At 68.6% G+C, this 21,723-nt stretch carries 21 protein-coding genes; 13 read left to right on the forward strand and 8 right to left on the reverse strand.

Translation table 11 applies throughout. The annotated features are described in order from the left end of the window. The first annotated feature begins 48 nt into the window (after positions 1-48). The 4 genes from OG804_RS05985 to OG804_RS06000 all read left to right on the forward strand — a co-directional run bounded on the left by OG804_RS05985 (position 49) and on the right by OG804_RS06000 (position 3,877). Positions 49-489: a MarR family winged helix-turn-helix transcriptional regulator gene (locus OG804_RS05985; RefSeq protein WP_328394700.1), complete on the forward strand. Its 441-nt coding sequence runs from the start codon at positions 49-51 to the stop codon at positions 487-489. Between the two features lie 205 nt (positions 490-694). Next, positions 695-1,261: an isochorismatase family protein gene (locus OG804_RS05990; RefSeq protein ID WP_328394702.1), complete on the forward strand. Its 567-nt coding sequence runs from the start codon at positions 695-697 to the stop codon at positions 1,259-1,261. Continuing rightward, a complete protein-coding gene (locus OG804_RS05995) occupies positions 1,258-2,643 on the forward strand; it encodes an MFS transporter (protein WP_328394704.1) in 1,386 nt (461 codons plus the stop codon). The genes OG804_RS05990 and OG804_RS05995 overlap by 4 nt, the downstream gene beginning before the upstream one ends. A 316-nt stretch (positions 2,644-2,959) precedes the next feature. Then, on the forward strand, positions 2,960-3,877 hold the full coding sequence (locus OG804_RS06000; protein ID WP_328394706.1) for an SDR family NAD(P)-dependent oxidoreductase: 918 nt from the start codon (positions 2,960-2,962) through the stop codon (positions 3,875-3,877). A gap of 460 nt (positions 3,878-4,337) precedes the next feature. Here the strand turns inward: OG804_RS06000 and OG804_RS06005 are convergent, their stop codons facing one another. After that, positions 4,338-4,766, reverse strand: a complete 429-nt coding sequence (locus OG804_RS06005) for a hypothetical protein (protein WP_328394708.1) — start codon at positions 4,764-4,766, stop codon at positions 4,338-4,340. A gap of 306 nt (positions 4,767-5,072) precedes the next feature. Then, the gene (locus OG804_RS06010; RefSeq protein WP_328394710.1) at positions 5,073-5,645 is read right to left on the reverse strand and encodes a GNAT family N-acetyltransferase; all 573 of its coding nucleotides are present in this window, start codon (positions 5,643-5,645) and stop codon (positions 5,073-5,075) included. Between the two features lie 254 nt (positions 5,646-5,899). On the opposite strand from OG804_RS06010, the gene OG804_RS06015 reads away from it, so the two are divergent. Next, entirely contained in the window at positions 5,900-7,651 is a 1,752-nt protein-coding gene (locus OG804_RS06015; protein WP_328394712.1) for a penicillin-binding transpeptidase domain-containing protein, read from the forward strand. A 96-nt stretch (positions 7,652-7,747) separates the two neighbouring features. Here OG804_RS06015 and OG804_RS06020 read toward each other — a convergent pair whose 3' ends face one another. Further along, complete coding sequence (locus tag OG804_RS06020; RefSeq protein ID WP_328394714.1) at positions 7,748-8,950, reverse strand: pyridoxal phosphate-dependent aminotransferase; 1,203 nt, start codon at positions 8,948-8,950, stop codon at positions 7,748-7,750. A 66-nt stretch (positions 8,951-9,016) separates the two neighbouring features. After that, complete coding sequence (locus tag OG804_RS06025) at positions 9,017-9,436, reverse strand: DoxX family protein (RefSeq protein WP_328394716.1); 420 nt, start codon at positions 9,434-9,436, stop codon at positions 9,017-9,019. A gap of 279 nt (positions 9,437-9,715) precedes the next feature. Here OG804_RS06025 and OG804_RS06030 point away from each other — a divergent pair, with 279 nt between their 5' ends. The 5 genes from OG804_RS06030 (at position 9,716) to OG804_RS06050 (ending at position 14,651) form a co-directional block, all read left to right on the forward strand. Further along, positions 9,716-10,660, forward strand: a complete 945-nt coding sequence (locus tag OG804_RS06030; RefSeq protein WP_328398265.1) for an undecaprenyl-diphosphate phosphatase — start codon at positions 9,716-9,718, stop codon at positions 10,658-10,660. 313 nt (positions 10,661-10,973) lie between these two features. Further along, complete coding sequence (locus tag OG804_RS06035; protein WP_328398266.1) at positions 10,974-12,746, forward strand: hypothetical protein; 1,773 nt, start codon at positions 10,974-10,976, stop codon at positions 12,744-12,746. Beyond that, positions 12,743-12,934, forward strand: a complete 192-nt coding sequence (locus OG804_RS06040) for a hypothetical protein (protein ID WP_328394718.1) — start codon at positions 12,743-12,745, stop codon at positions 12,932-12,934. The genes OG804_RS06035 and OG804_RS06040 overlap by 4 nt, the downstream gene beginning before the upstream one ends. After that, entirely contained in the window at positions 12,934-13,323 is a 390-nt protein-coding gene (locus OG804_RS06045; protein ID WP_328394720.1) for a hypothetical protein, read from the forward strand. The genes OG804_RS06040 and OG804_RS06045 overlap by 1 nt, the downstream gene beginning before the upstream one ends. Next, positions 13,320-14,651 carry a hypothetical protein gene (locus OG804_RS06050; RefSeq protein WP_328394722.1) on the forward strand — a complete coding sequence of 444 codons (1,332 nt, stop codon included), beginning with the start codon at positions 13,320-13,322 and terminating at the stop codon, positions 14,649-14,651. The genes OG804_RS06045 and OG804_RS06050 overlap by 4 nt, the downstream gene beginning before the upstream one ends. 162 nt (positions 14,652-14,813) lie before the next feature. On the opposite strand, the gene OG804_RS06055 is transcribed toward OG804_RS06050, so the two are convergent. Then, the gene (locus OG804_RS06055) at positions 14,814-15,347 is read right to left on the reverse strand and encodes a PadR family transcriptional regulator (RefSeq protein ID WP_328394724.1); all 534 of its coding nucleotides are present in this window, start codon (positions 15,345-15,347) and stop codon (positions 14,814-14,816) included. Positions 15,348-15,393: 46 nt separating this feature from the next. On the opposite strand from OG804_RS06055, the gene OG804_RS06060 reads away from it, so the two are divergent. After that, a complete protein-coding gene (locus tag OG804_RS06060; protein ID WP_328394726.1) occupies positions 15,394-15,966 on the forward strand; it encodes a peptide deformylase in 573 nt (190 codons plus the stop codon). A 6-nt stretch (positions 15,967-15,972) separates the two neighbouring features. Here the strand turns inward: OG804_RS06060 and OG804_RS06065 are convergent, their stop codons facing one another. Continuing rightward, positions 15,973-17,214, reverse strand: a complete 1,242-nt coding sequence (locus tag OG804_RS06065; RefSeq protein ID WP_328394729.1) for an oxygenase MpaB family protein — start codon at positions 17,212-17,214, stop codon at positions 15,973-15,975. Positions 17,215-17,887: 673 nt separating this feature from the next. Further along, positions 17,888-18,046, reverse strand: a complete 159-nt coding sequence (locus OG804_RS06070; RefSeq protein ID WP_328394731.1) for a hypothetical protein — start codon at positions 18,044-18,046, stop codon at positions 17,888-17,890. A gap of 357 nt (positions 18,047-18,403) precedes the next feature. On the opposite strand from OG804_RS06070, the gene OG804_RS06075 reads away from it, so the two are divergent. Then, positions 18,404-19,183: a crotonase/enoyl-CoA hydratase family protein gene (locus OG804_RS06075; protein WP_328394733.1), complete on the forward strand. Its 780-nt coding sequence runs from the start codon at positions 18,404-18,406 to the stop codon at positions 19,181-19,183. A gap of 107 nt (positions 19,184-19,290) precedes the next feature. Continuing rightward, a complete protein-coding gene (locus OG804_RS06080; RefSeq protein ID WP_328394735.1) occupies positions 19,291-20,214 on the forward strand; it encodes an SGNH/GDSL hydrolase family protein in 924 nt (307 codons plus the stop codon). Positions 20,215-20,254: 40 nt separating this feature from the next. Here OG804_RS06080 and OG804_RS06085 read toward each other — a convergent pair whose 3' ends face one another. Further along, positions 20,255-21,592, reverse strand: coding sequence for a lipase family protein (locus tag OG804_RS06085; RefSeq protein ID WP_328394737.1), 1,338 nt, complete (start codon positions 21,590-21,592; stop codon positions 20,255-20,257). Positions 21,593-21,723 lie beyond the last annotated feature (131 nt).

Consider the following 21,723-nt stretch of genomic DNA (forward strand, 5'->3'; position numbering starts at 1 on the left):
CTACACAGCCAGCTGTACAGTTGGCTGAATAAGTTGTAGCCTGGTGTCATGAACGACCAGCACACCCGAACGGCCGCGGTCGCGGCAGACCTGCGGGTCGTCCTCGGGCAGCTGCTGCGGCGTCTGCGCGCACAGGCCGAAGGCAGTGACCTCACCAAGTCGCAGTCAGCGGTACTGGTCCGGCTCGAACAGGGCGGCCCGGCCACGGCCACCGCGCTGGCCAACGCCGAGGGGATGCGCCCGCAATCGATGGCGAAAATCGTTCGCGCGCTGGAGGACGCCGGGCTCGTGACCGGTTCGCCCGATCCGGCCGACGGGCGGAAGACCCTGCTCGGGCTCAGCGAAGCGGCCCGCGAGGAATTCCGCACCGGCCGCCGCGCGAAGGAGGACTGGCTGACCCGCACGATCGAAGCCAAGCTCGCCGACGCCGAAATAGAACAGTTGGCCGCGAGTATCGAATTGCTCGAACGTATCGCGCAGTCGACCTGACCCGTCATCCGACGGGGGTTCCCGATTCGGAAGATCGGTGCCGAGGACCCGGACCTGTCCGCCGGATCCTTCGCCTGCGATCCCGCCGGTCGGCCGCAACCGATTGCGCGCCGCTCCCGGCTGCCCCGAGACCGCCGGACACCGAGGTGTTCGGGGCCGCACCGCCACGACCGTGGCGATGAACCATCACGAAAAGGAAATGGTCTTGCCGATCACTGCTCTGGACCCCACCACCGCTCTCGTCGTCATCGATCTGCAGCAGGGCATTGTCGGACGCCCGTTGGCCCACCCCACCGATCCGATCGTGGACCGGGCCGCCACCCTGGCGCGGGCCTTCCGCGACCGGGACCTGCCGGTGGTGCTCGTCAATGTCGCCGGAGCGCCTCCCGGCCGCACGGATGCCGGCGGGCCGCTGGACATGAGCGCACTGCCCGCGGAATGGACGGATCTCGTCGCTGAACTCGACCGCGATCCCGGCGACATACTCGTCACCAAATACGCCCGCAGTGCCTTCACCGGCACCGGACTGGCCGAGCGGCTGCGCGCGGGCGGCGTCACCCAGGTCGTGGTCGTGGGCATCGCCACCGGAGTCGGCGTGGAATCCACTGCACGCGACGCCCACGAACAGGGCTTCCATGTCACGCTCCCGGTGGACGCGATGACCGATTCCGATGCCGCCCGGCACGAGCGCAGCATCGCCCACGTATTCGCGAGTATCGCCGAAACCGGCACCACCGACGATGTCCTGCGACATCTGTCCGCACGCTCGTGACAGCCGCCGCCACCGAACCTCCTCCCGCCCTGAACAACCCCTTCCGGGCCCGCTTCGTCGGTCCGCTGCTGCTGGGTTCGACACTGAACCCGATCAACAGCTCCACCCTGGCCACCGCGCTGGTCGGAATCGGGGTCGACTTCCACAAAGGGCCCGGCACGACCGCTGTGCTGATCTCCTCGCTGTATCTGTGCAGCGCCGTCATGCAGCCCACCATGGGCAAGCTGGCCACGGTTTTCGGTCCACGCCGGATCTTCGTCGGCGGGCTGATCATCCTGGTCGCCGCGGGCGTCCTCGGAGCGGCGGCCCCGGCATTCGGATTCCTCGTCGCTTCGCGCGCGCTGATCGGTATCGGGACCTCGGCCGCCTATCCGACCGCGATGGCACTGATCCGCCGCCGTGCCGACGCCGTGGGCACCGGGGTGCCGAGCCGGGTACTGGGCAATTTCTCCATCGCCGCGCAGGTGACCACTGTCGTGGGTCTGCCGCTCGGCGGCGTCCTCGCCGGTGTGTTCGGCTGGCGCGCAATATTCTTCGTGAACATCCCCCTGGCGTTGATCACTCTCGCCCTCACACTGGTGGGCGTGCCGAAGGACGAGCCGCCGCGCCGCCGCGGGTCGATATTCTCGACCGTCGACATTGCCGGGATCGCCCTGTTCGCCGGCACCGTGGTCGGTCTCCTGCTGTTCCTGTCGGATCTGCGCTCACCCACCTGGTGGCTGCCGCCGCTCGTGATCGGCCTCGCGGCCGGTCTCGTCCTCCGCGAGCGCCGGGCTCGTAGTCCGCTCATCGATATCCGCATGCTGACGCGCAACGGCGGGCTACTGCGCACCTACCTCAGGCAGAGCGTCGTCGCGCTCGGTACCTATACCGCGCTCTACGGCACCAGCCAGTGGATGGAACAGGCCGCGCACTACACCGCGTCTCAGGTCGGGCTGATCCTGCTTCCGCTGTCCGCCATCAGCATCGTGGTCGCCCGGATCGTGTCCGACCGCGGCTGGATCCGGCGGCCGCTGATCCTGACCGGGCTGTCGCTCTCGGTGACCGGCGTCCTGATGCTGCTGATCACCCACCATTCCCCGGTCGCGGTACTGATCGTCATGTCGCTGCTGTTCGGACTGGCGAACGGATTCAGCGGATTCGCGAATCAGGCCGCGCTCTATGTGCAGGCGCCGGCTTCGGACGTCGCCGTCGCCGCCGGTCTCTTCCGCACCTTCGCCTATCTCGGTGCGATCTTCTCCGCGAGCCTGATCGCCGCCACCTTCGGCGCCGCCCCCACCGACGCCGGGTTGCACGCCGTCGGAGCGATCATGCTGGGCATCGGTGTCGTCACCGGATTGATGACGGTACTGGACCACGCGATACCCGCGCGGGCAACGTAGCGGTATCCGATGGGGGCCTGCGGGCGCGGACGTCGGACCGGGTGATCACTTCCGGTGCCCGGCGACCCCACCCCACGGGGTGGCCCGACGGCTCCGCCGAAGCCTATGTTTCCGGTGACCGAGGTCCGGGCGTGTGCTGCGCTATCAGTACGCCTTCGGATTGAGTCGGGCACGCTCGGCGCGGGCCGGATCACACAACACTTCTTCCAAGGGCAGACAGCCCGAAAAGGACAATCACTCGCCCGGAACTCGATCACAAGTGCGACGCAAGGACGGTGCAACGACGGTGCAAGGGTCCGGTGTGACCATCGGTGTCATGAGTTGGCAGAGCCCCGGCAGGGCCGAGGGGAAGACGTTTCTGATCACCGGCGCCAGTGCGGGCATCGGTTATTTCGCTGCCGAGCAGCTCGCAGCCCGCGGCGCCACCGTCGTGCTGGGGTGTCGGGACGTCGCCAAGGCGGGCGTCGCGATTCAAGCGATCCGATCGCGAGTTCCGGACGCCCGGCTGCGATCGGTGCGGGTGGATCTGGCTGATCTGTCCTCGCTACCCGCGGCGGTGGATGCACTCGGAGTCGACCGATTGGATGCGGTGGTACTCAATGCCGGAATCCTGCTGTCCGGCCCCGAGCGGTACGTGAGCCCGCAGGGATACGAACTAATGTTCGCCACGAACTACCTCGGGCACTTCGCGCTGGTCGCCCATCTGGCGCCAGTGCTGGCGAGCACCGCGAACAGTCGGGTGATCACGGTGGGTAGCTACGCGGCGCGGACGGAGCGGCTGGACCTTACCGATCTGCAGTCCGAGCGCGACTATCGGTCCAAGCGCACCTACGGCCGTTCGAAGCTGGCCCAGATGTCCTTCGGATTCGAACTCGATCGTCGCCTGCGTGCCCGTGGCGAGCACACCGCCAGTGTGATCGTCCATCCCGGCGGTGCCCTGGACTCACTGACCCCGTCGCGCCCGCCCCTGTTCGCGCGCACTACCGCCCAACGCCTGCGCGGCCTGCCAGCGGGTCTGGTACTGCACGGCAAACACGCAGGCGCCGAGCCAATCACACGAGCCGCGCTGGATCAGGAGATCACCGGGGGACAACTATGGGGCCCGAGGGTGTTCGGTCTACGTGGAAAACCACATGGGGAGACGCCGCATCCTCATATGACCGACCTCTCGGTCGCTACCGAACTGTGGACGGCGACAACGGCTCTCACTGGACTCGACCCGCTCGACCGTTAGAGGCTCGCAGCCCTACGCCGTGAGGATCGCACGCCACTTCGACACCGTCCACCGGCAGCGGAATCGTCGACCGACTCGATCACCGCCCGACCTTCGCTGGGAGCCTTGTCGAAGGTGACCGTCAGCGATTGACACCACCCGAGCTGATCCGCGGGGCCGGAGTCGTGGACGGTTTTGGATGCGCAGTACGGGGTGGTGGATCCCGTCGATGGCTTCTTGGCGCATCTGACGGCAACGGAGCGGTCGCCGGGGACGGTGCGGTCGTATGCGTTCGGTCTACCGAGAAATCCTGGCAACGACGCCTCGAACTCGCCCACGCCCGGATCGAAGAACTCAACGAGGAAATCCGGCTACTCCGCACCCAGCTCGCACTCGCACACGGCCAGCGGCGAGCCGACAACATGTCTGCCGTGACTGAACGGAAATGACAGCGGCGCCCAATCCTTGACAGCCAGCGGCATTATCGGATGTTCGTCACCTCGTAGTCGCCCCGCCCACCCACGACATACTGCTTGGAATAGTTGCCTTCGCGACTCACCTGTGAAGGACTCCATGCATCGGGACCTGGGTCGAGGTCGAGCACGAACTCTGTCGCAGATGCCGCGACGGCCATGCCATCGGAGAGCACCCGATACGGAAATCGCCGACTCTCCAGGAAGCGATATTCCTGTACTCCGTGCACGGTCAGCTGGACGTGACACCACTCGGACATCCGCCCGTCGCCGGGACCGGGAGTCCTGGGTGACGCCTTATCCATCGCTTGCAGATCGACGCTCACCGTCGCGAGCTTTCCGGGTTCGGCCAGGATGGAAACTCCGACAATGACGCTGTCGTAGAAGTTGACGAACCTGTCGAGGAACGCAGGGACGTGGTCGCTTGTGATCCGCACGTAGTTGCCCTTTTCTCGGAAGATCTATCGCATCCACATGCCTACAGCAGCTGAGCAGTCGGTGCCTTACCGTCGAATTTCCGATCTCCGCACCCAACTCCACTCGCGCACGGCCAGCGGCGAACCGACAATATCGCTGCGTCGAAGACACTGTCCACGAGATAACGCCGCTGATCTGGCGCATCGTTTACGAGCCCAGCTCTGGGGAATATGTGTTCGAAGCCTGGAACGACGAGTTCTCCGCGCCCGGAAGCCACACGACCGCAGTAGTTCTCGGGTATCGGACAGGGCGCGGCGGCCGAGGTGCTACCGACCCTTCGTCCAGACCATGCCGCGACCGGTCTGGGCCGGTGCGCACCGCTCTCGTTGCTCCATCCCGGTCAACCGGTAGCCCAGCCGGCGGGGGACAGCGGCGCTGGGTACGTTCGCGGCGTCGCACCGGATCTGGACATACTCGACACCGGGCAGTCGCAGCGCCGCGTCGGTGAGTGCGGCGACAGAACGGGTGATGATGCCGCGCCCGGTATGCGCGGCGTGGCACCAGTAGCCGATCTCCAGCACACCCGGACCGACACGATCGTGCAGACCCACACCACCGAGCAGGGGTCCCGCGGTGTCGAAGACGCCGAAGTGGAAGTCCCCCTCGGTCGGCGGCCATCCCGCGGTCGCGGCTTCGTTGGCGGCACGCTGCTCGTCCGCCGTGCGCGGCGCGGGTAACCACGGCATCCACGGATGGAGATGGTCGAAGGAGGCGTTGATCGCCTCGAGTTGGGCCGTGATGTCCCCGGTTTCCCAGCCGCGCACCACGAGGTCGCCGAGCTTGAGGCGCCGCGGCGGGGCGATTCCGGGTGCCAGGGTGGGCGGATACGCGGTGCTCACCTCGAAATCATCACCGCACCGGGCCCGCCCGGGCAACGAAATATCGTCGTCCGCCCGGTAGATCTCCAGGCGTGACATCCCTCGCGCCGGACGGAACGCGAACGACGCCCGTCCCCGGTACGACCGAATCCGTGGCGCGAAGGGTCCCGGCCCCGAATGCCGTGCGGTGCGGGCGGCCGGTATTTTCCCGCATACGCAACACGACGGCGCGATCCGTCCCCGCGTCCCGGGTCCCGGTCGATACAGTCGAGCCGATGCGCACCGATCGGAAAGTTCTCGCCCTCCTGGCCGCCCTCGGTCTGGCGCTGGCCGGTTGCTCCTCCGGCCCGCCCGAACCGGATACCGTCGCCGGAGATTTCGCCGCCGCGCTGACCGGCGACGATATCGGCGCGGCGGCGGCGCTCACCGACGATCCGGCTCGGGCGGCCGATACTCTCGGCACGCTCTACAACGGCTTGGGTAAAGAGGGGAACTTCGAGGTCGCCGGTGTCGAGGAGAACACCTTCCACCTCGAGGTGACCTGGAAGCTGGGCGCCGGCGGCCGGGCGGAATGGAAGTACACGACCACCGGCACGGCAGGCGAGACCGATGACGGCTGGAAGGTCCACTGGGATCCGGCCACGGTCGCGCCAGGTCTGGAGAAGGGCCCGTTGTCCTACACGCCCGTCTACCCCGACCCGGCGCGTGTCCTCGATGCCGCGGGCGGCGACCTGATGACCGAGCAGGTGGTGACCCTCGTACAGCTCGCACCGGGCGCGGACACGGTCGCCGCGGCGGGGCTGCTCACACCGTTGGCGCCGGGGATCACGGCGGGATCGCTGGATGCCGAGCTGTCCGCGGCGCAGGGCGAACCAGTGACCGCGATCAGCCTGCGCGAAGCCGATATCGCGCCGATCCGCGACGCCCTGGCGGCGACGCGCGGTGTCACCCTCGCCCCGCAGACGCGGCTGCTGACTGCCGACAAGACGATATCCGGGCCGGCCCTGTCCGGGCTGGGCGAGCTGTGGCAGCAGCAGGCCGATGAGGCCGCGGGCTGGGTGGTGCGCGCGCAGACCCCCGACGACACCCAGCGGATCGCGGGCGAGAATCCACGGCCGACCACCGATATCCGGTCGACCGTCGACACCGGGTGGCAGCGCGCCGCGGAGACGGCACTGGACCCGATCGCCACGCCCGCGGCGATCGTCGCCGTGCGGCCCTCGACCGGGGAGATCGTCGCGCTCGGACAGAACGCGGCCGCCGACACCGAAGGCCCGATCGCGCTCACCGGTCTGTATCCGCCCGGTTCGACCTTCAAAACCGTGACCGCCGCCGCCGTGCTGGACGCGGGAATCGCCACGCCCGATACGGTGCTGCCCTGTCCCGGTGTCGCCGATATCGAGGGCCGCCGGATTCCCAACGACGACAGTTTCGATCTCGGACAGGTTCCGCTGCACACCGCGTTCGCCCGTTCCTGCAACACCACCATGGCCGGCCTCGCCGTGCAGCTGCCACCGGAAGCGCTCACCGGTACCGCCGAGCGGCTCGGTCTCGGAGTCGACTACGTGACACCCGGGCTCACGACCGTGACGGGCACGGTGCCGGTCACCCGGAGTCCCGCGGAACGCGTCGAAGCCAGCATCGGCCAGGGGCAGGTGACGGCGTCACCGTTCGGCATGGCGCTGGTCGCCGCGTCGGTCGCACACGGCGCACCGCCCGTGCCCCAGCTGGTGACGGGGTCCCCGGGCACACCCGACCGTACGCCGCAGCCGCTGCCCGCTGCCGTCACCGACCAGCTGCGGACCATGATGCGCGAGACGGTCACGGCGGGAACCGCCACTCAGCTCGCCGATATCCCCGGCCTGATGGGCAAGACCGGTACCGCGGAGTACGGCGACAACACCCACGCGCACGGCTGGTTCATCGGGATACAGGGCGATCTGGCGTTCGCGGTATTCGTCGCCGACGCGGGCAGTTCGGGTCCGGCGGTCGAGGCAGCGGGCCGGATGTTGCGCGCGTCGCGGTGATCCACGGGGCGGACGCGCTGATTCCACGGCGGCCGCGGAGCTGATCGATCGGCCGGGTGCGGCCCACACCTGTCCGCCGCCGCGCGCCCGCTCGGTTCAACCTGCGGCAGTGCCGGGCGGCGACGTGTGCGTGCCGACTGTCCGCAGCCGGCGCACCGCCTCGTCGAGGGTCTCGGCGCGCTTACAGAAGGTGAACCGGACGAGGTGCCGCCAGGCGCTCGGATCGTCGGCGAAAACGCTCACCGGCACCGCGGCGACACCGAGCCGCTCGGGGAGTTCGCGACAGAACCGTATTCCGTCGGCCGCGCCGAGGGGGCGGATATCGGCGCAGACGAAATAGCTTCCGGCGCTCGGGTGCACCCGGAATCCGGTATCGGCGAGCGCGGCGGACAGCCGGAGTCGTTCGGCGGCGAGGGTGTCGCGTAACCGGGCGACCCAGTCGAGTTCGTGAGTCAGCGCGTGGGCGACCGCCGGTTGGAAGGGACCGCCGCCCACGAAGGTGAGGAATTGCTTGGCCGCGAGCACACCGTCGATCAACGGGGCCGCGCCGCATATCCAGCCGATCTTCCAACCGGTGACGCTGAACGTCTTCGCGGCACTGGACACCACGAGCGTCCGCTCGCGCATGCCGGGCAGGGTGGAGATACTGATATGCCGGGCCTCGTCGTACACCAGATGTTCGTACACCTCGTCGGTGAGAACCAGCAGATCGTGCTCGCAGGCGATCTCGGCGATGGCGGCGAGATCCGCGCTGCCGAGGACCGTGCCGGTGGGGTTGTGCGGCGAATTCAGGACGATCATCCGGGTGGCCGGGGTGATCGCGGCGCGCAGGCTGTCGTGGTCGAGGACGAAACGATCGCCGTCGGCGACCAGGCGCGCGGTGCGCCGCCGGGCACCGGCCAGGGCCACGGCCGCGGGGTAGGAGTCGTAGTAGGGCTCGATCAGCACCACTTCCGCGCCCGGCTCGACCAGCCCGAGTACCGCGGCGCTGACCGCCTCGGTCGCTCCGACGGTCACCAGCACCTCGGTATCCGGGTCGTAGTCGGTGCCGTAGCGGCGGGAGCGGTCCGCGGCGATCGCCCGGCGCAGTACCGGCATACCGCGCCCCGGTGGGTATTGGTTCAGGCCGTCGGCGATAGCGCCGCGCGCCACCTCGAGCATCCCGGCGGGGCCGTCGGTATCCGGGAATCCCTGCCCCAGATTCACCGCTTCGTGCCGGACCGCGAGTTCGGTCATCTCGGCGAAGATCGTCGCGGCGAACGGCCGCAACCGGGCGACGGTGGGAGGTGGGGCAGCCATGGGATGAGCCTAGACGGCGCGGCGACGTCGGCGGCCGGCCTCGGTGGTGCTGTACCGCGGTATTGCTCAGGCGCGCGGCGGGACACCGGTGGACCACAGTGCCCACAGGATCAGCACCGGCTGGAACAGCAGCCGTACGAAGCGTTTACGGTCGGTGTCGAGCCGGAACGCTGAACGGTGTCCGCGCCACTGGGCGATATTGCCGGGGAACACCGCGACGAAGAACAGGGCCGCGATACGGCCCATCCGGACGCGGTCCCGCGTGAGCGCCGCGAGCCCGGCTCCGAGCATGATCTCCACGCCACCGGAGGCCATGACCACACCGTCCTTGTCCAGCGGCACCCAATCGGGTACTTGGGCCTGGAAATCCCGCCGGGCCCAGAACAGATGGCTCAGCCCGGCGAACACCAGCGCCGCCGACAACAGGAGGCGGGCGACGGTACGAGCCGGTGTGGTGGGCGCACTCTCCGAATCGTGACTGGCCATGCCCGGAGCCTACCCGCGGCACCGGACGCCGCGGCGTTGCCGGCTTCCGTGTCCCGCCGGGATCCCGCTCGGCTCTCGCCGAGTGGCAGGTGGTGATCGCGCCGATCCGTACCCCGCGGATCGCGTTCGGGGCCGCGACGCACGGACCCGGCTCCCGCACCGTCGTCGCCGGACGTTGTCCGGCGAACTCGTACGAAAGGCACTGTGGACGAGCGCTTTCAGCGGATCCGCGCCATGGCGACGCCCGGCAGGAGGCGTGGTGGGACCCGTGTAAGAATCATCGCGATGCTCACCTACCTTCAAGCTACGGTCATCGGTGCGGTGCAGGGTGTCACCGAACTGTTCCCGGTGTCGAGCCTCGGTCACTCCGTGCTCTTCGCCGCCTGGCTCGGAGGTGACTGGAGGACACTGGTCGGTCAGGACGAATCCGAAGCCGGCACTCCCTATCTGGCTTTCGTGGTCGCCCTGCACGTGGCTACGGCGGTGGCGTTGCTGTGCCATTACCGGCGGGACTGGTACGCGATCGTCACCGGCCTCGTCACCACGTTACGGACGCGGCGACTGGAAACCGTTCCGCAACGGCTGGCGTGGCTGCTCGTGATCGCCTCTGTACCGGTGGCCGTCATCGGGCCGTTGCTCGTCCATCCCTTGCACGCGGTCTTCTCGGCGCCCATCTGCGCCGCCGTCTTCTTGACCCTCAACGGCGTCGTATTGTTCCTCGGCGAAGGGCTACGCCGGCGCAATGAGCCGTCCCTGGCGGAATACGGGCGGCGGTTCGCTCTCCAAGGGGCGGGCCGACGGGCCACCTCCACCCTGGAGAGCAGTCCCCGCCAGGCCGATCGGCGACTGGCGGCCCTGGACGTGCGTGACGCCGTCGGTATCGGTTTCGCCCAACTCGGTGCCCTGCTCACCGGATTCAGCCGGGCGGGCCTGACCATGGTCGGCGGGCTGTGGCGCGGGCTCGAACACACCCACGCCGCCAAATTCGCTTTCCTGCTCGCCACTCCGGCGATCCTGGGCGCCGGTGTGGTGGAAATGCCCGAGCTGATCGGTCCGGAGACCGAAGGGATCCATGGTCCGATCCTGGTGGGCGCGATCGTGTCCGGGATCTCGTCGTGGCTGGCCGTGCGGTATCTGGAGCGGTATTTCCAGACCCGTACGCTGTTGCCCTTCGCGGTGTACTCGCTGTTCGCCGGACTGGTGTCGATCGTCCGATTCAGCTGACCTGTGCGGCGTGCCGGAGCCGCGGCGGTAGTCTGAGGCGGTTTCGGCGAACGCCGATCGAGATCTCGGCGACGGCCGTACGACCGTTACGGGCACCGGTGGCCGCGGACCTGCGGACTGCCGAAGGTACGGGGTGCTGTTTGTGAGGTGTCCCGGAACCGTCCGTGCCGGTCATTATTCATGCTACTTTGCGTTACACATATTCCGCTGAGGGTGTGGAGGTTCTGTGCCGGAAGGTACGTACACGGTGGTGCGCTGGTCGGCGGCGCCGGGCGGTGAAGGCGGCGGTGCGGCGCTCGATCAGGTCGCGGCCATGACCGTGTCGGCCGGAGTGATCGCGCTGGTGCTGTTGTGGGTGGGATACCTGCACCGGACGCGCCGGATCACCTGGCTACAGCGGTTCGCCGATCGGCTCGGCCGGGCGGTCGATCGGCCCGGCTGGGTCGCGCTCCCGGTGGCGATGTTCCTGGTCACCATCCTGACCGCCCTCCTCGGCTTCATCTGGGACGTGAGTCTGCACATCGGCAACGGCCGCGACGAGGGGCCGCTGGCCAACCCCGCCCACTATTTCATTCTCGTGGGACTGTTCTTCCTGTTCACCGCGGGGATGACGGCGATAGTGCTGCCGCTGGACGAGAAACCCGGCGCCGCCGCGGTGCGGATCACCCGCACCTGGTACGCACCCGTCGGCGGAATCCTGCTGGCCGGCGCCGGGCTCTACGCCCTGATCGGGTTCCCGCTCGACGATCTCTGGCACCGGATCTTCGGTCAGGACGTCACACTTTGGGGGCCGACGCACCTCATGCTGATCGGCGGCGCCGGTCTCTCGCTGATCGGTGTACTGCTGCTCGAATTCGAAGGGAAGCAGAACCGGCCCGATCCGGATACACCGGAGACTCCGTGGGTGTGGCTGCTGCGGGCGTTCGCGTTCGGAGGTCTGCTCATCGGGTTATCGGTCTTCCAAGTGGAATACGACTTCGGAGTCGAACAGTTCCGGTTGGTGCTGCAGCCGATGCTGATCGTCGTGGCCGCGACCGTCGCCCTGGTCGCCGCCCGGCTGACCCTGGGGGCATGCGGCACCCTGGTCGTGATCGGTTTCTCGGCCCTGGTGCGCGCCCTCGTCGCCTCGCTGGTGGGTGGGCCGATCATCGAGGCGCCGAGCAACGCGTTTCCGCTGTACCTCGGGATCGCGGTCATCGTGGAACTGCTCGCCCTGTTGCCGTTGGTCCGGCACCGGATCCTGTGGGGTGCGGTGTCCGGCCTGGCGGCTGCCACGGTCGGACTCTGGCTCGAATCCCTGTGGGTCTCGGCGATGTTCGTCGACCCGTGGCCTGCGGCGATGTGGCCGGAGCTGCTGGCCATGGCGGTGCCGACGGGGATCGCGGGCGGTGTGGTCGGCGCCCTGCTGGCCACGGTGCTGCTGGGCGAACCGCTGCCGCGCCCCGCGATCCGCCGGTCGCTGATAGTGGCGGCGGTGGTCGTCGTGGCGGCGGCCACCGCCAACGGTCTGATGATCCAGGTGCCGGACTCGGCGCGGGCGACCGTGGAATTGCGCGACGCCCCGGAACAAGGTGGCCGGATGGTCTACGCCGATATCCGGATCACGCCGGCCGACCTGGTCGGCACCGACCCCGAATGGATCCAGATCCTGGCCTGGCAGGGCGGTGTCGGCCGGGACAGCCCCGGACAGGGCTTGGTGGTCGACCAGTTGCGGCGCGCGGGGGAGGGACATTACGTATCGACGAACCCCGTCCCGGTGCACGGAACCTGGAAGACGATCCTGCGGGTGCAGGACGGCCGGACCCTGACCGCGCTGCCGATCTTCATGGCCGCCGATCCCGGTATCGGCGCGGCGGAGATCCCGGCCCTGGACTCGTTCACACGGCCCTTCGTCTCCGAGATCACGGTGTTGCAGCGGGAGCGGTCCTTCGATCACCCCGGCTGGTTGTTCACGGCGGCATCGCTGGTGGTCCTGGTGTGCAGCCTGATCCTGATCGGGGCGCTGTCCTGGGGCGCCGCCCGGATCAACGATCGGTATACACACGGGTCCCGGACGGGGGAGCGCGAACAGGCGCCCGTGCCGTGACCGGGCGGTACGACGGCGTGGACATCCTCGCCGACCACTCCGTCCTGCTGGCGGTTCCCGCATTCCTCCCGGCCTTCCTCATCGCCGGGGTCGTGATCGTCGTCGCGGTACGCGATCGCCGGCGCGGCGACGACGAGGACCAGCCGCCGGATCCGGGCACCGATCCCGACACCGAGAAGGAGAACTGATGTCGTCCGTATCTCGTGTATGCGCCGCAGTGCTTTTCGCCGGTCTGCTCACCGTCGGCTGCGCGTCCGGCGACCCGGAGCCGTCCGGAGCGGACAGTGCGGGCGCGTCGCAGAGCGCGGAGGCCGTACTCGTCCCGGTGCGTATCGCCGGGGGCGTGGTGACCCCCACCGACGCCCGGTTCGAGGCTCGGGTGGGGCAGCCGATCGAGGTGATCGTCGACAGTGACGTCGACGACGAGCTGCACGTGCACGCCGAACCCGATCACAGTTTTGCGATCACCCCCGGGACGGGAGAGCGTTTCCGTTTCACCGTCGACGTACCCGGCCGGGTGGAGATCGAACTGCATCGCGCCGACCGGACGGTGGCGACCCTGCTCGTCCGCGAATGACGCTGCTCGCACACGGACTGGGCGGTGCGGCCGATCTGCCGATCCCGCTGACCTATGCGCTGATCGGCGCGGCGTGGGCGCTCACCTTCTCGTTCGCCGTGATCGCGTTCGCCTGGCGCGAACCTCGACTGGACCCGGACTCGCCCGGGGTCGCGTTGCCCGCGGCGGTGCGGTCGGTCGTCGACGCACCCGGTGTGCGCGCGGGGATCTCGGGGCTCGGTGTGGCCGTGTTCCTCTTCGTGCTGGCGATCGGGGCGTTCGGATCGTCCGATCCGGCCCGCAATCCCGTCCCGGGTGTCGTCTATGTCTATGTGTGGGTCGGCGTTGCGGTCGTCTCGCTCGTCGCCGGTCCGGTGTGGAAGACGATGTCCCCGGCGCGCGGGGTTCATCGCGTGTACTGCGCCGTGCGGCGGCGGTCGCCCGCGACCGGTCTGCTGCGGTATCCCGCGGCGTGGGGGCGGTGGCCGGCGGCGTGGGGGCTGTTCACCTTCGTGTGGCTCGAACTCGCTTCGCCCGCTCCCGGCTCGGTGACCGCCGTGACCCTGTGGCTGACCGGCTATTTGGTGGTCACCGTCGCCGGGCTGATCGTCTACGGCACCGACTGGGCCGAACATGCGGATCCGCTCGAGGTGTACAGCAGTCTGCTCGGACGGTTGAGCGCGCTCGGCCGCGGCGCGGGTGGCGCGCTCGTGGTGCGTTCGCCGCTGGCGAATCTCGCCGGGACTCCGGTGGGTGCGGGTGCGGTGGCGGTCGCCGCGACGCTACTCGGTTCCACCGCGTTCGACAGTTTTTCGCTGTTCCCGCGGTGGCGCGGCCTGGTGGCGGACGCGGCCGGTGCGGGAGTATCCCCGACGCTGGTGCGCACCCTCGGTCTGCTGCTGTTCATCACTGTGGTCGGCGTGGCCTTCCGGCTCGCCGCCGCAGCCACCGGCGGGCTTCCGCGCGCCGAACGCGCGCTCCTGCCCACTCGGCTCTCCTACACGCTGACCCCGATCATCGCCGGCTATGTGCTCGCGCACTATCTGACTTTTCTGGTCGAGAAGGGACAGGCGACGGTGATCCTGTTCGCCGACCCGTTCGGGGCCGGGTGGAATCTGTTCGGACTGGCTGACCGCGAGGTCGCCTACCTGCTGTCCGCGAATCCGGCGGTGCTGGGGACGATCAAGGTGCTAGCGGTCGTGTCCGGGCATATCCTCGGTGTCGCCGCCGCCCACGATCGCTGCCTGCGACTGCTCCCACCGGCGCATCGGCTCACCGGGCAGCTCGCGCTCATGTTGCTCATGGTCGGGTTCACCTTCACCGGGCTCTATCTGCTCTTCGATGCCTAGCCCCGGGGGTCGGCGTCGGGACGGTCAACGCCTGCCGGACAGCGCCGTCGCGCCCCGGGCCGGCCGCCCGCGGGACAGCCGAGTCGATATCGCGTTGCCGGCGGCCGCCGCGCGGCTGATCGTCGAACGCGGTTACGGCGCGCTCACACTCCAGGCAGTCGGTCAGGGTTTGCCGATACTGGCCAAAACCTTCTCGTGCCACGCGATTTCGGTGTGGATGCGCATCCGGGCGTGGTCCACGATGAGATCATCGGCGACGCTCTGGTCCGGCCATCGCCGATCCGACTGGTGTTCGATTCGGGAACTCAGCGCCCGCAGTGCCGCGATCCGATCCTCCAGGTAGCCGCGCAGCAACTCCGTGTCGAGATCGTCGCCGACGGCCAGGGCGAGGTCGACCGGATCGGGTCGGATACCGACCTCGGTGAACGCCTCGTCGCGTAACGCCCGTAGTTCCCGCACTCCCTCGTCGGTGATCTGGTAGATGGTGCGCGCCGGTAGCGCGCCCTTCTGTTCGGTCCGCAGCGGGCGTATCAGTCCCTCGCTCTCCATGCGATGCAGTGCGCCGTACAGCGATCCCGGCTTCACTCTGGACCACAGGTCGGCGCGGTCCAGTCGTGCGTCGCGGCGCAACTGATGACCGTGCATGGGGCCCCGGCGGGCCAGCGCGGCCAGGACGAACAACCGGGTTTCGTTCACTCGCTCAGTCTTACACGACTACTCGCTTTTGAGTAGTCTGGCCCGTATGACAGTTCGACCGATCCTGATCGCCGGCGACCCGCGATTGGCCGCACCCGCGATTCCGGTGACCGTTTTCGACGACGAGCTCGCCGCCCTCGTCGCAGATCTCTTCGAGACCAACACCGCGGCCCACGGTGCCGGGCTGGCGGCCAACCAGATCGGCGACCCGCGTGCCGTTTTCGTCTACGACCTCACCGACTCCGGCACGCGGTACCGCGGTCACATCGTGAACCCCGTACTGAAGACCTCCGAGATCCCGGAGACGATGCCCGACCCCGACGACGATCTGGAAGGCTGCCTGTCGGTTCCGGGAGAATGGTTCCCCACCGGCCGCGCACACCGGGCCGAGGTCACCGGCGTCGATATGACCGGGAACCCCGTCACGGTGGAGGCGACGGGATACCTCGCCCGCTGTCTGCAGCACGAGGCCGACCACCTCGCTGGAATCCTCTACCTGTCCAGACTTCTCGGCCGGAACCGGCGGGACGCGCGGAAGATGCTCAAAGAGCGGGGCTGGACCCGGCCCGGCGACAGCTGGCTCCCGGGGGCCGGAGAGGGCCCTGCCGCCGGAGCGTGACGGTTCTCAGCGCGGCGGCCGGCTCATATCCCGGTTCATCGTCGGTAGTTCGATACTGATCGGCATCCGCAGTTCGGCCAGATACCACAGGGCGAACTGGCGCAGGAATTCGTCGAAGAGCCAGTACGCCTCCTGGGTCGGTGGTGCGATGGTGAGGACGCCTTCGCGCACGGCGATGAAAGGTCCCCAGCTCACCCGCAGCAGCGGATCCCAGACCGGTTCGCGGGCGATGGCCAGCCCGTCGGCGATCTCGTCCCCGAGCAGGAACCGGGTGAAGGCGCCGAGAACGCCTTTGCTGAGGATGGCGAGGTCGAGGTTGAACCCCAGTCGCAGCAGCCGGTCGGCCAGCTTCGCGCCCTCCGGGGTGGGCGCGATGATCGGGTCCAGAACCTGGGCCGCTTGAGAATTCGCCTGGTCCCAGGAATTGGGAATGTATTCGTCGCGGACGCCGAGCATATGCGCGGCCACCTGCCAGGAATGCAGAAAAGCGTCCGACTCGTGCGCCGGGATCGGCACCTTCCATGCCGTCAGGTGGCGCATGACGGTGGTGGGCAGGCTGTGCCAGGTCACCATGATGTCGTTCTGGCTGATCGGGATGTCCTCATCGGCCGAGTGGACCCAGTGCGGCGACTGTGGCAGCAGATGCCGAACGGCCGCGTGTACCAGCCTGGTTTTGACACAGGTCACGACCATCTGCCCGTCGGGTCCGTAGGCGTTGGCGCTGCCGATGTCGTAGCCGAGTTTGGCGGTCTTGGAGATGCGGTCCTTCAGATCGTGGCCGCCCTTGGAGTAGTAGACCGCGCGCGCTTCCTTCGGGATGACGGTGCTCATCATGCCGCTGGCCAGCCCGTACAGCACCCCGAGGTACAGGCCGCGCTTCTTGTTGAAATCCACCGCGGTCGCCAGTTTGCCCGGATCGGTCCACTGCGGCAACTGCCTGGCGTACTCCATGAAATCTCGCAGATCCGTGGGCAGGCCGGCCGGCAACGGCTGACCGTTGCGGGTCCAGGTGCGCAGCAGATCGTTGACCCGGGGCGCCTCGCCTCGATCGAGCAGTGAGGCGACCAGCTCGTCGGCTTCGGGATCCCACACTCCCAGCGGATCGACACCGGCCCCGTCACCCGCCACCGAGCCTTGTGGCGACCACGACCACGGTTCGGCTCGTGCGGGGGTGACCATGGCCAGCGCGCCGAACGCGCCCAATGCCCCGCCCGCCAGCAATGCGTTGCGCCTGCTGAGTTCGTCCATGTCGCTACTCCTCGTCGAGTTCGGACACCCCCACGTCGGTGCGCGAAGCGCGCCGTGATCAGTGGAAGAATACATATTAACTTAGCAAGGAGTGTGGGACGGTGTCGCCGATTTCCTGCAATTGCCGGTGTTGGATATTCTTCTGGCTCACGTCGGAGTGATTGACCTCGATAAATCGTCTGGAGCTGCGTAAATGGGCATAACGCTGCGGCCCGTACTCGATCGGTCGGGCTCTTCCGTTGCGGTACGGAAGTGCTGAACCGACCGAATCTGCGGAGGAATGGTTGATAACTACAGGTCACTGGCTCAGACGGTTGGCGCGAACTCGGACGGTTGGCGCGAGTCGGTCGACGACGACGCGCGTACGCATGGTCTGCGTCCGTCCGGCCAGAGTTGCCGGCGCGACAGGTCAGAGGTCGCATGCCGGGCGCGAAGCGGAATCGCGGCGAAGGATGCAGCGGGCGAGGCCGATGGCCGAGGAGATGGGTGCTGACCGTGAGAACGGGAGAGAGCGAATCGAGAATCGGGCGAATGGGAAGGGGTGCGCGTGTTCAGCGCATCCGCGCGCCCGAGATCGCAGTCCGTCGGTGGGGCCCGGGCCGCCGACGCATCGGTGGGCGGCACCGGGGTGCGGACAGTGTCGTCGGAGACGGATACGCGTACCGCGAGTCCATCACGTCGCGTCTCGTTTATCCTGCATGCGCTGATGTTTGGGTGTGCGCTGGTACTGCTTGCCCGACCGGACGGGCCGGGCCGCACTGGATCTGCGGAGTTCGTGGCGGCGGCGCCAACCGGTCAGGTCCGGGCGCTCGGGTTTCTTCGTATCACTCATGGGTTCGTGCCTCGGTTCGTCGGTTCGAGCGCTCGTGGGTGGTCAGCCGCGCTCGTCGGGGGCTGCTGCGTAGATCGGTCATGGTGACCACAGTCGCCTTTCTCGGTGCGTCGGGTCCACTGGTTTTCGGGCGCCTGGTTTTCGGGCATCGGTGCCGGCGTGGGCGTGGAGCTGTCGATCCGGGGCGAGCGGCGACGCTTTCAGTGGGACCGGAGTCCGCCGACTCGGTGGCCTGTGCGTCGGGCTTGCTCGCCTCGGGCGCGTTCGCGTACTACGTTCGGAAAAGTGCTTCAGCGGTAGTTCGATCGAACGCTACGGTGCCCGGGAATGTTCCGGTGTGCCGGGACAAGGACGGCTATGACCACCGAACCGGTACGGATCGAACGCGACGGCCCGGTCTTCACCGTGATCCTCTCGCGGCCGCAGGCGCGCAACGCCGTCGACGGCCCCACGGGCGACGCGCTGTTCGCGGCGTTCACCGAATTCGACAACGACGACACGGCGTCGGTGGCGGTGCTGTGGGGTGAAGGCGGGACCTTCTGCGCCGGTGCCGATCTCAAGGCGTTCGGCACCGACCGCGCCAATCCGCTGTCGGCCGAGGGTCGCGGTCCCATGGGCCCGACCCGCATGCAATTGAGCAAACCCGTGGTCGCCGCGGTCGCCGGGCACGCCGTCGCCGGCGGTCTCGAATTGGCGATCTGGTGTGATCTGCGCGTGGCCGCCGAGGACGCGGTGTTCGGCGTGTTCTGCCGCCGCTGGGGAGTGCCCCTCATCGACGGCGGCACCGTCCGGCTGCCCCGGTTGATCGGCACCGGCCAGGCGATGGACATGGTGCTCACGGGGCGTCCGGTCGAGGCCGCCGAGGCGCTCAGGATGGGGTTGGCCAACCGCGTCGTGCCCACCGGCCAGGAGCGGCAGGCCGCCGAACAGATCGCCGCCGAGATCGCTCGCTTCCCGCAGACCTGCGCCCGGCACGACCGCCTCTCGGTCCTACAGCAGCACGGTATGTCCGAAGAAGGCGCGCTGGCCAACGAATGGGAGCACGGGGTGGCATCGTTCACCGCCGAGGCCGTCGAAGGCGCTCGGCGATTCGCCGAAGGAGCCGGCCGTGGGGGTTCGTTCACCGGCCTCGGATAACCGGGTCACCGTGCGGACGGGCACGGTCCCGGCGGAGCCGACTCGCCTCGAAGGCGTGTCCGGCACAGCTCGCGAATCCGCCGGGGCGGGGTGGATAGGGTGTCGGAATGGAACTCGGGGTCGTGCGCAAGTCCCATCTCGGCGGAGTCCTGACGGTCCTCATGTGCCTCTCGGTCACCGTCGGCGGTCCGATCGCGTCCGCGCAACCGGACACCGCCCAGCGGTATGTCGCGCTGGGCAGCTCCTACGCGTCCGGTCCCGGTATCGAACCGATGGAGGACCGGGGTTGTATGCGTTCGGCCGGCAACTACCCGCATCGCCTGGCCGCCGGCCTGGGCCTGGAACTCGTCGATGCCACATGTGCCGGCGCGACGACCGCCGATGTCCTCCTCGGGCGACAGCAGCAGGTGCCCGGCGGTGGGACCGTGGCGGCCCCGCAGGTCGACTCGGTCACACCGGATACGACACTGGTCACCGTCAGTATCGGCGGCAACGACCTCGGCCTGATCGGCGGAATGTTGGGACGCAGTTGCGGACCTCTCCTCGCGCCGAACGATCCCGCGGTCGCGGCGACGGCCTCCCGGGCGTGCGCCACCGCGCTGGGAGCGGCGAACCCGCCGGCACCCGCTGATTTCGCCGCCGTACAACAGTCGATGGTCGATATCGTCGGCGCCGTCCGGGCCCGGGCGCCGCGGGCGCGGGTGCTGCTCGTCGAGTATCTTCCCGTGCTCGATCCCACGGCATCCACGTGTCCGGATGTGCCTCTTGCTCCGGCCGACGCCGTCGCCGCGCGGCATACCTACGACGGGCTGATCGCCGCCACCCGCGCTGCCGCGGCGGCCGCCGGAGCCGTCAGCGTGGCGGTGCCCGGCGCCGAAACGCACACGGCCTGCGCCGCGGCTCCGTGGGTGAACGGTCTCCGCGATCCGCTGACCACAGGTGATCCGGCCGCCGTCGCTGGTGCCTATCACCCGAACTCGGCTGGTATGGCGGCCACCGCCGACCGTTCGTTGCAGCTCCTCGGCTCCTGAGCTCCCGCGGTCGTCGATACGCGTTCGGGCCGTGCGTATCTCAGTCGAAGGTGCAACCGGACACCGGTTTGCCGGCAAGGCGATCGAGTAGATAGGTGATCGCGTTGTCGGGGCCGAAACCGTCGATGATCTCCGGACCGAAATGGTTCGGGATGGTGGTTCCGGGCAGTATCGGCGGCAGTTCGTTGGATCGGAAGGTGACCGTCGCGCCCTGGGCGCACCAGTCGTCGGCCAGCTGTCGCGCCTGGCCGTAGGGGACGGTGTCGTCGTTGCGGCCGCTGGTGATCAGCACCGGTGCGGCCGGGGTCAGGTTGCCGACCTTCATCTCGGCCAGGGCAGGCGCAGCTTCGGGGATCGCCTGCAGATGGGCACTGAGCGGGCGACCGTCGTTGGTCAGCGATTCGGTCTTCAGGAATGGGTAGTGGGTCATGACATCACCGATGCAGGCATCGCTCAGCGCCGCCAGCGTGTCGCGTCCGGCTTGATTGGTCACCCGGCCGACCGCCCTCTCCAGATCGGGATAGCGCGCCAGCAGTCCGTTGACGGCGAAGCCGATGGCGCCGCCGATGAGCGCCCCGTCGATCCGCTCCAGGATCGCGGCCAGATCCGCCACCGGTCCGCCCGCCCAGGTGCCTTTGAGGTTCAGTTCCGGTGCGTACCGGGGCTGCATCTCCGCGGCCGCGGCGGTGGCCCCGCCGCCCTGGGAGTACCCCCACAACACCAGCGGGGTCTCGGGGCCGACACCGGCGAGGTTGTTGGCGGCCCGGGCTCCGTCGAGGACCGCGTGCGCCTGCTCGATGCGATTCGCGTAGGTGTGGATGCCGGGGGTGCCCAGACCGACGTAGTCGGTCACCAGGACGCGGGCACCGAGCCTGCTCCACACCGCTGACGACGGGAGTTCCTGGTTCGCCGACAGCGACGGCGAGGGATCGGTGGTGACGGTGATCCCTGTCGAGAACGCCTTCGACATTGCGCAGCGGTCGCCCTGCCCGGAAGTTCCGGGTCCGATGACCACGGTGGGTCGCGGCCCGGCCCCCAGCCACGGCCCGGCGGCGTCTATGTAGGTCCCGGTGACCGCGACCGTCGATCCGTCCTGCAGCCGGGTGGTGTACATGATGTGGTCGGCCTTGCCGGGCCAGCCCTGGTCGGAGGGCAGGGTGGCGAGCAGCGACATCGGCTGGGTCCGGATGACCGCCCCGGGCGCGGCGGGGATCTGATCGGGCGGGGCGTAGAAGTCCTCGGGGGCGGCCGCCGCCCGCGGCGAGTCCGTGGCCACCACGGCCACCCCGGTGATGCAGACCAGGGCCACCGCTGCCGCGATGATCCGCCCGGCCGAACCGCGCAGTACCGGCCGGGACGGCCGACGCTTTCCGAACATCGATAGATCTCCATGCTGTCCGCCCCGGCACCGTTGTCCGAGCGCTGCGCACATCCACGGCACGCCGTGATCGACGCCGTGCATGTGACCTACTGGACAGTAACATGTTGCAGAAGTGCCGGATCGCGGTC

It is taken from the genome of Nocardia sp. NBC_00416 (assembly GCF_036032445.1).
Taxonomy (GTDB): Bacteria; Actinomycetota; Actinomycetes; order Mycobacteriales; family Mycobacteriaceae; genus Nocardia.

What these genes read in the sequence shown, in the direction of transcription:
- OG804_RS06060 (WP_328394726.1), top strand. Translation starts at nt 15,394, where the DNA reads ATGACAGTTCGACCGATCCTGATCGCCGGCGACCCGCGATTGGCCGCA.
- OG804_RS06045 (WP_328394720.1), top strand. Translation starts at nt 12,934, where the DNA reads ATGTCGTCCGTATCTCGTGTATGCGCCGCAGTGCTTTTCGCCGGTCTG.
- OG804_RS06025 (WP_328394716.1), bottom strand. Translation starts at nt 9,436, where the DNA reads ATGGCCAGTCACGATTCGGAGAGTGCGCCCACCACACCGGCTCGTACC.
- OG804_RS06015 (WP_328394712.1), top strand. Translation starts at nt 5,900, where the DNA reads ATGCGCACCGATCGGAAAGTTCTCGCCCTCCTGGCCGCCCTCGGTCTG.
- OG804_RS06035 (WP_328398266.1), top strand. Translation starts at nt 10,974, where the DNA reads ATGACCGTGTCGGCCGGAGTGATCGCGCTGGTGCTGTTGTGGGTGGGA.
- OG804_RS06085 (WP_328394737.1), bottom strand. Translation starts at nt 21,592, where the DNA reads ATGTTCGGAAAGCGTCGGCCGTCCCGGCCGGTACTGCGCGGTTCGGCC.
- OG804_RS06070 (WP_328394731.1), bottom strand. Translation starts at nt 18,046, where the DNA reads ATGAGTGATACGAAGAAACCCGAGCGCCCGGACCTGACCGGTTGGCGC.
- OG804_RS06020 (WP_328394714.1), bottom strand. Translation starts at nt 8,950, where the DNA reads ATGGCTGCCCCACCTCCCACCGTCGCCCGGTTGCGGCCGTTCGCCGCG.
- OG804_RS06050 (WP_328394722.1), top strand. Translation starts at nt 13,320, where the DNA reads ATGACGCTGCTCGCACACGGACTGGGCGGTGCGGCCGATCTGCCGATC.
- OG804_RS05985 (WP_328394700.1), top strand. Translation starts at nt 49, where the DNA reads ATGAACGACCAGCACACCCGAACGGCCGCGGTCGCGGCAGACCTGCGG.
- OG804_RS06000 (WP_328394706.1), top strand. Translation starts at nt 2,960, where the DNA reads ATGAGTTGGCAGAGCCCCGGCAGGGCCGAGGGGAAGACGTTTCTGATC.
- OG804_RS06075 (WP_328394733.1), top strand. Translation starts at nt 18,404, where the DNA reads ATGACCACCGAACCGGTACGGATCGAACGCGACGGCCCGGTCTTCACC.
- OG804_RS06080 (WP_328394735.1), top strand. Translation starts at nt 19,291, where the DNA reads ATGGAACTCGGGGTCGTGCGCAAGTCCCATCTCGGCGGAGTCCTGACG.
- OG804_RS06065 (WP_328394729.1), bottom strand. Translation starts at nt 17,214, where the DNA reads ATGGACGAACTCAGCAGGCGCAACGCATTGCTGGCGGGCGGGGCATTG.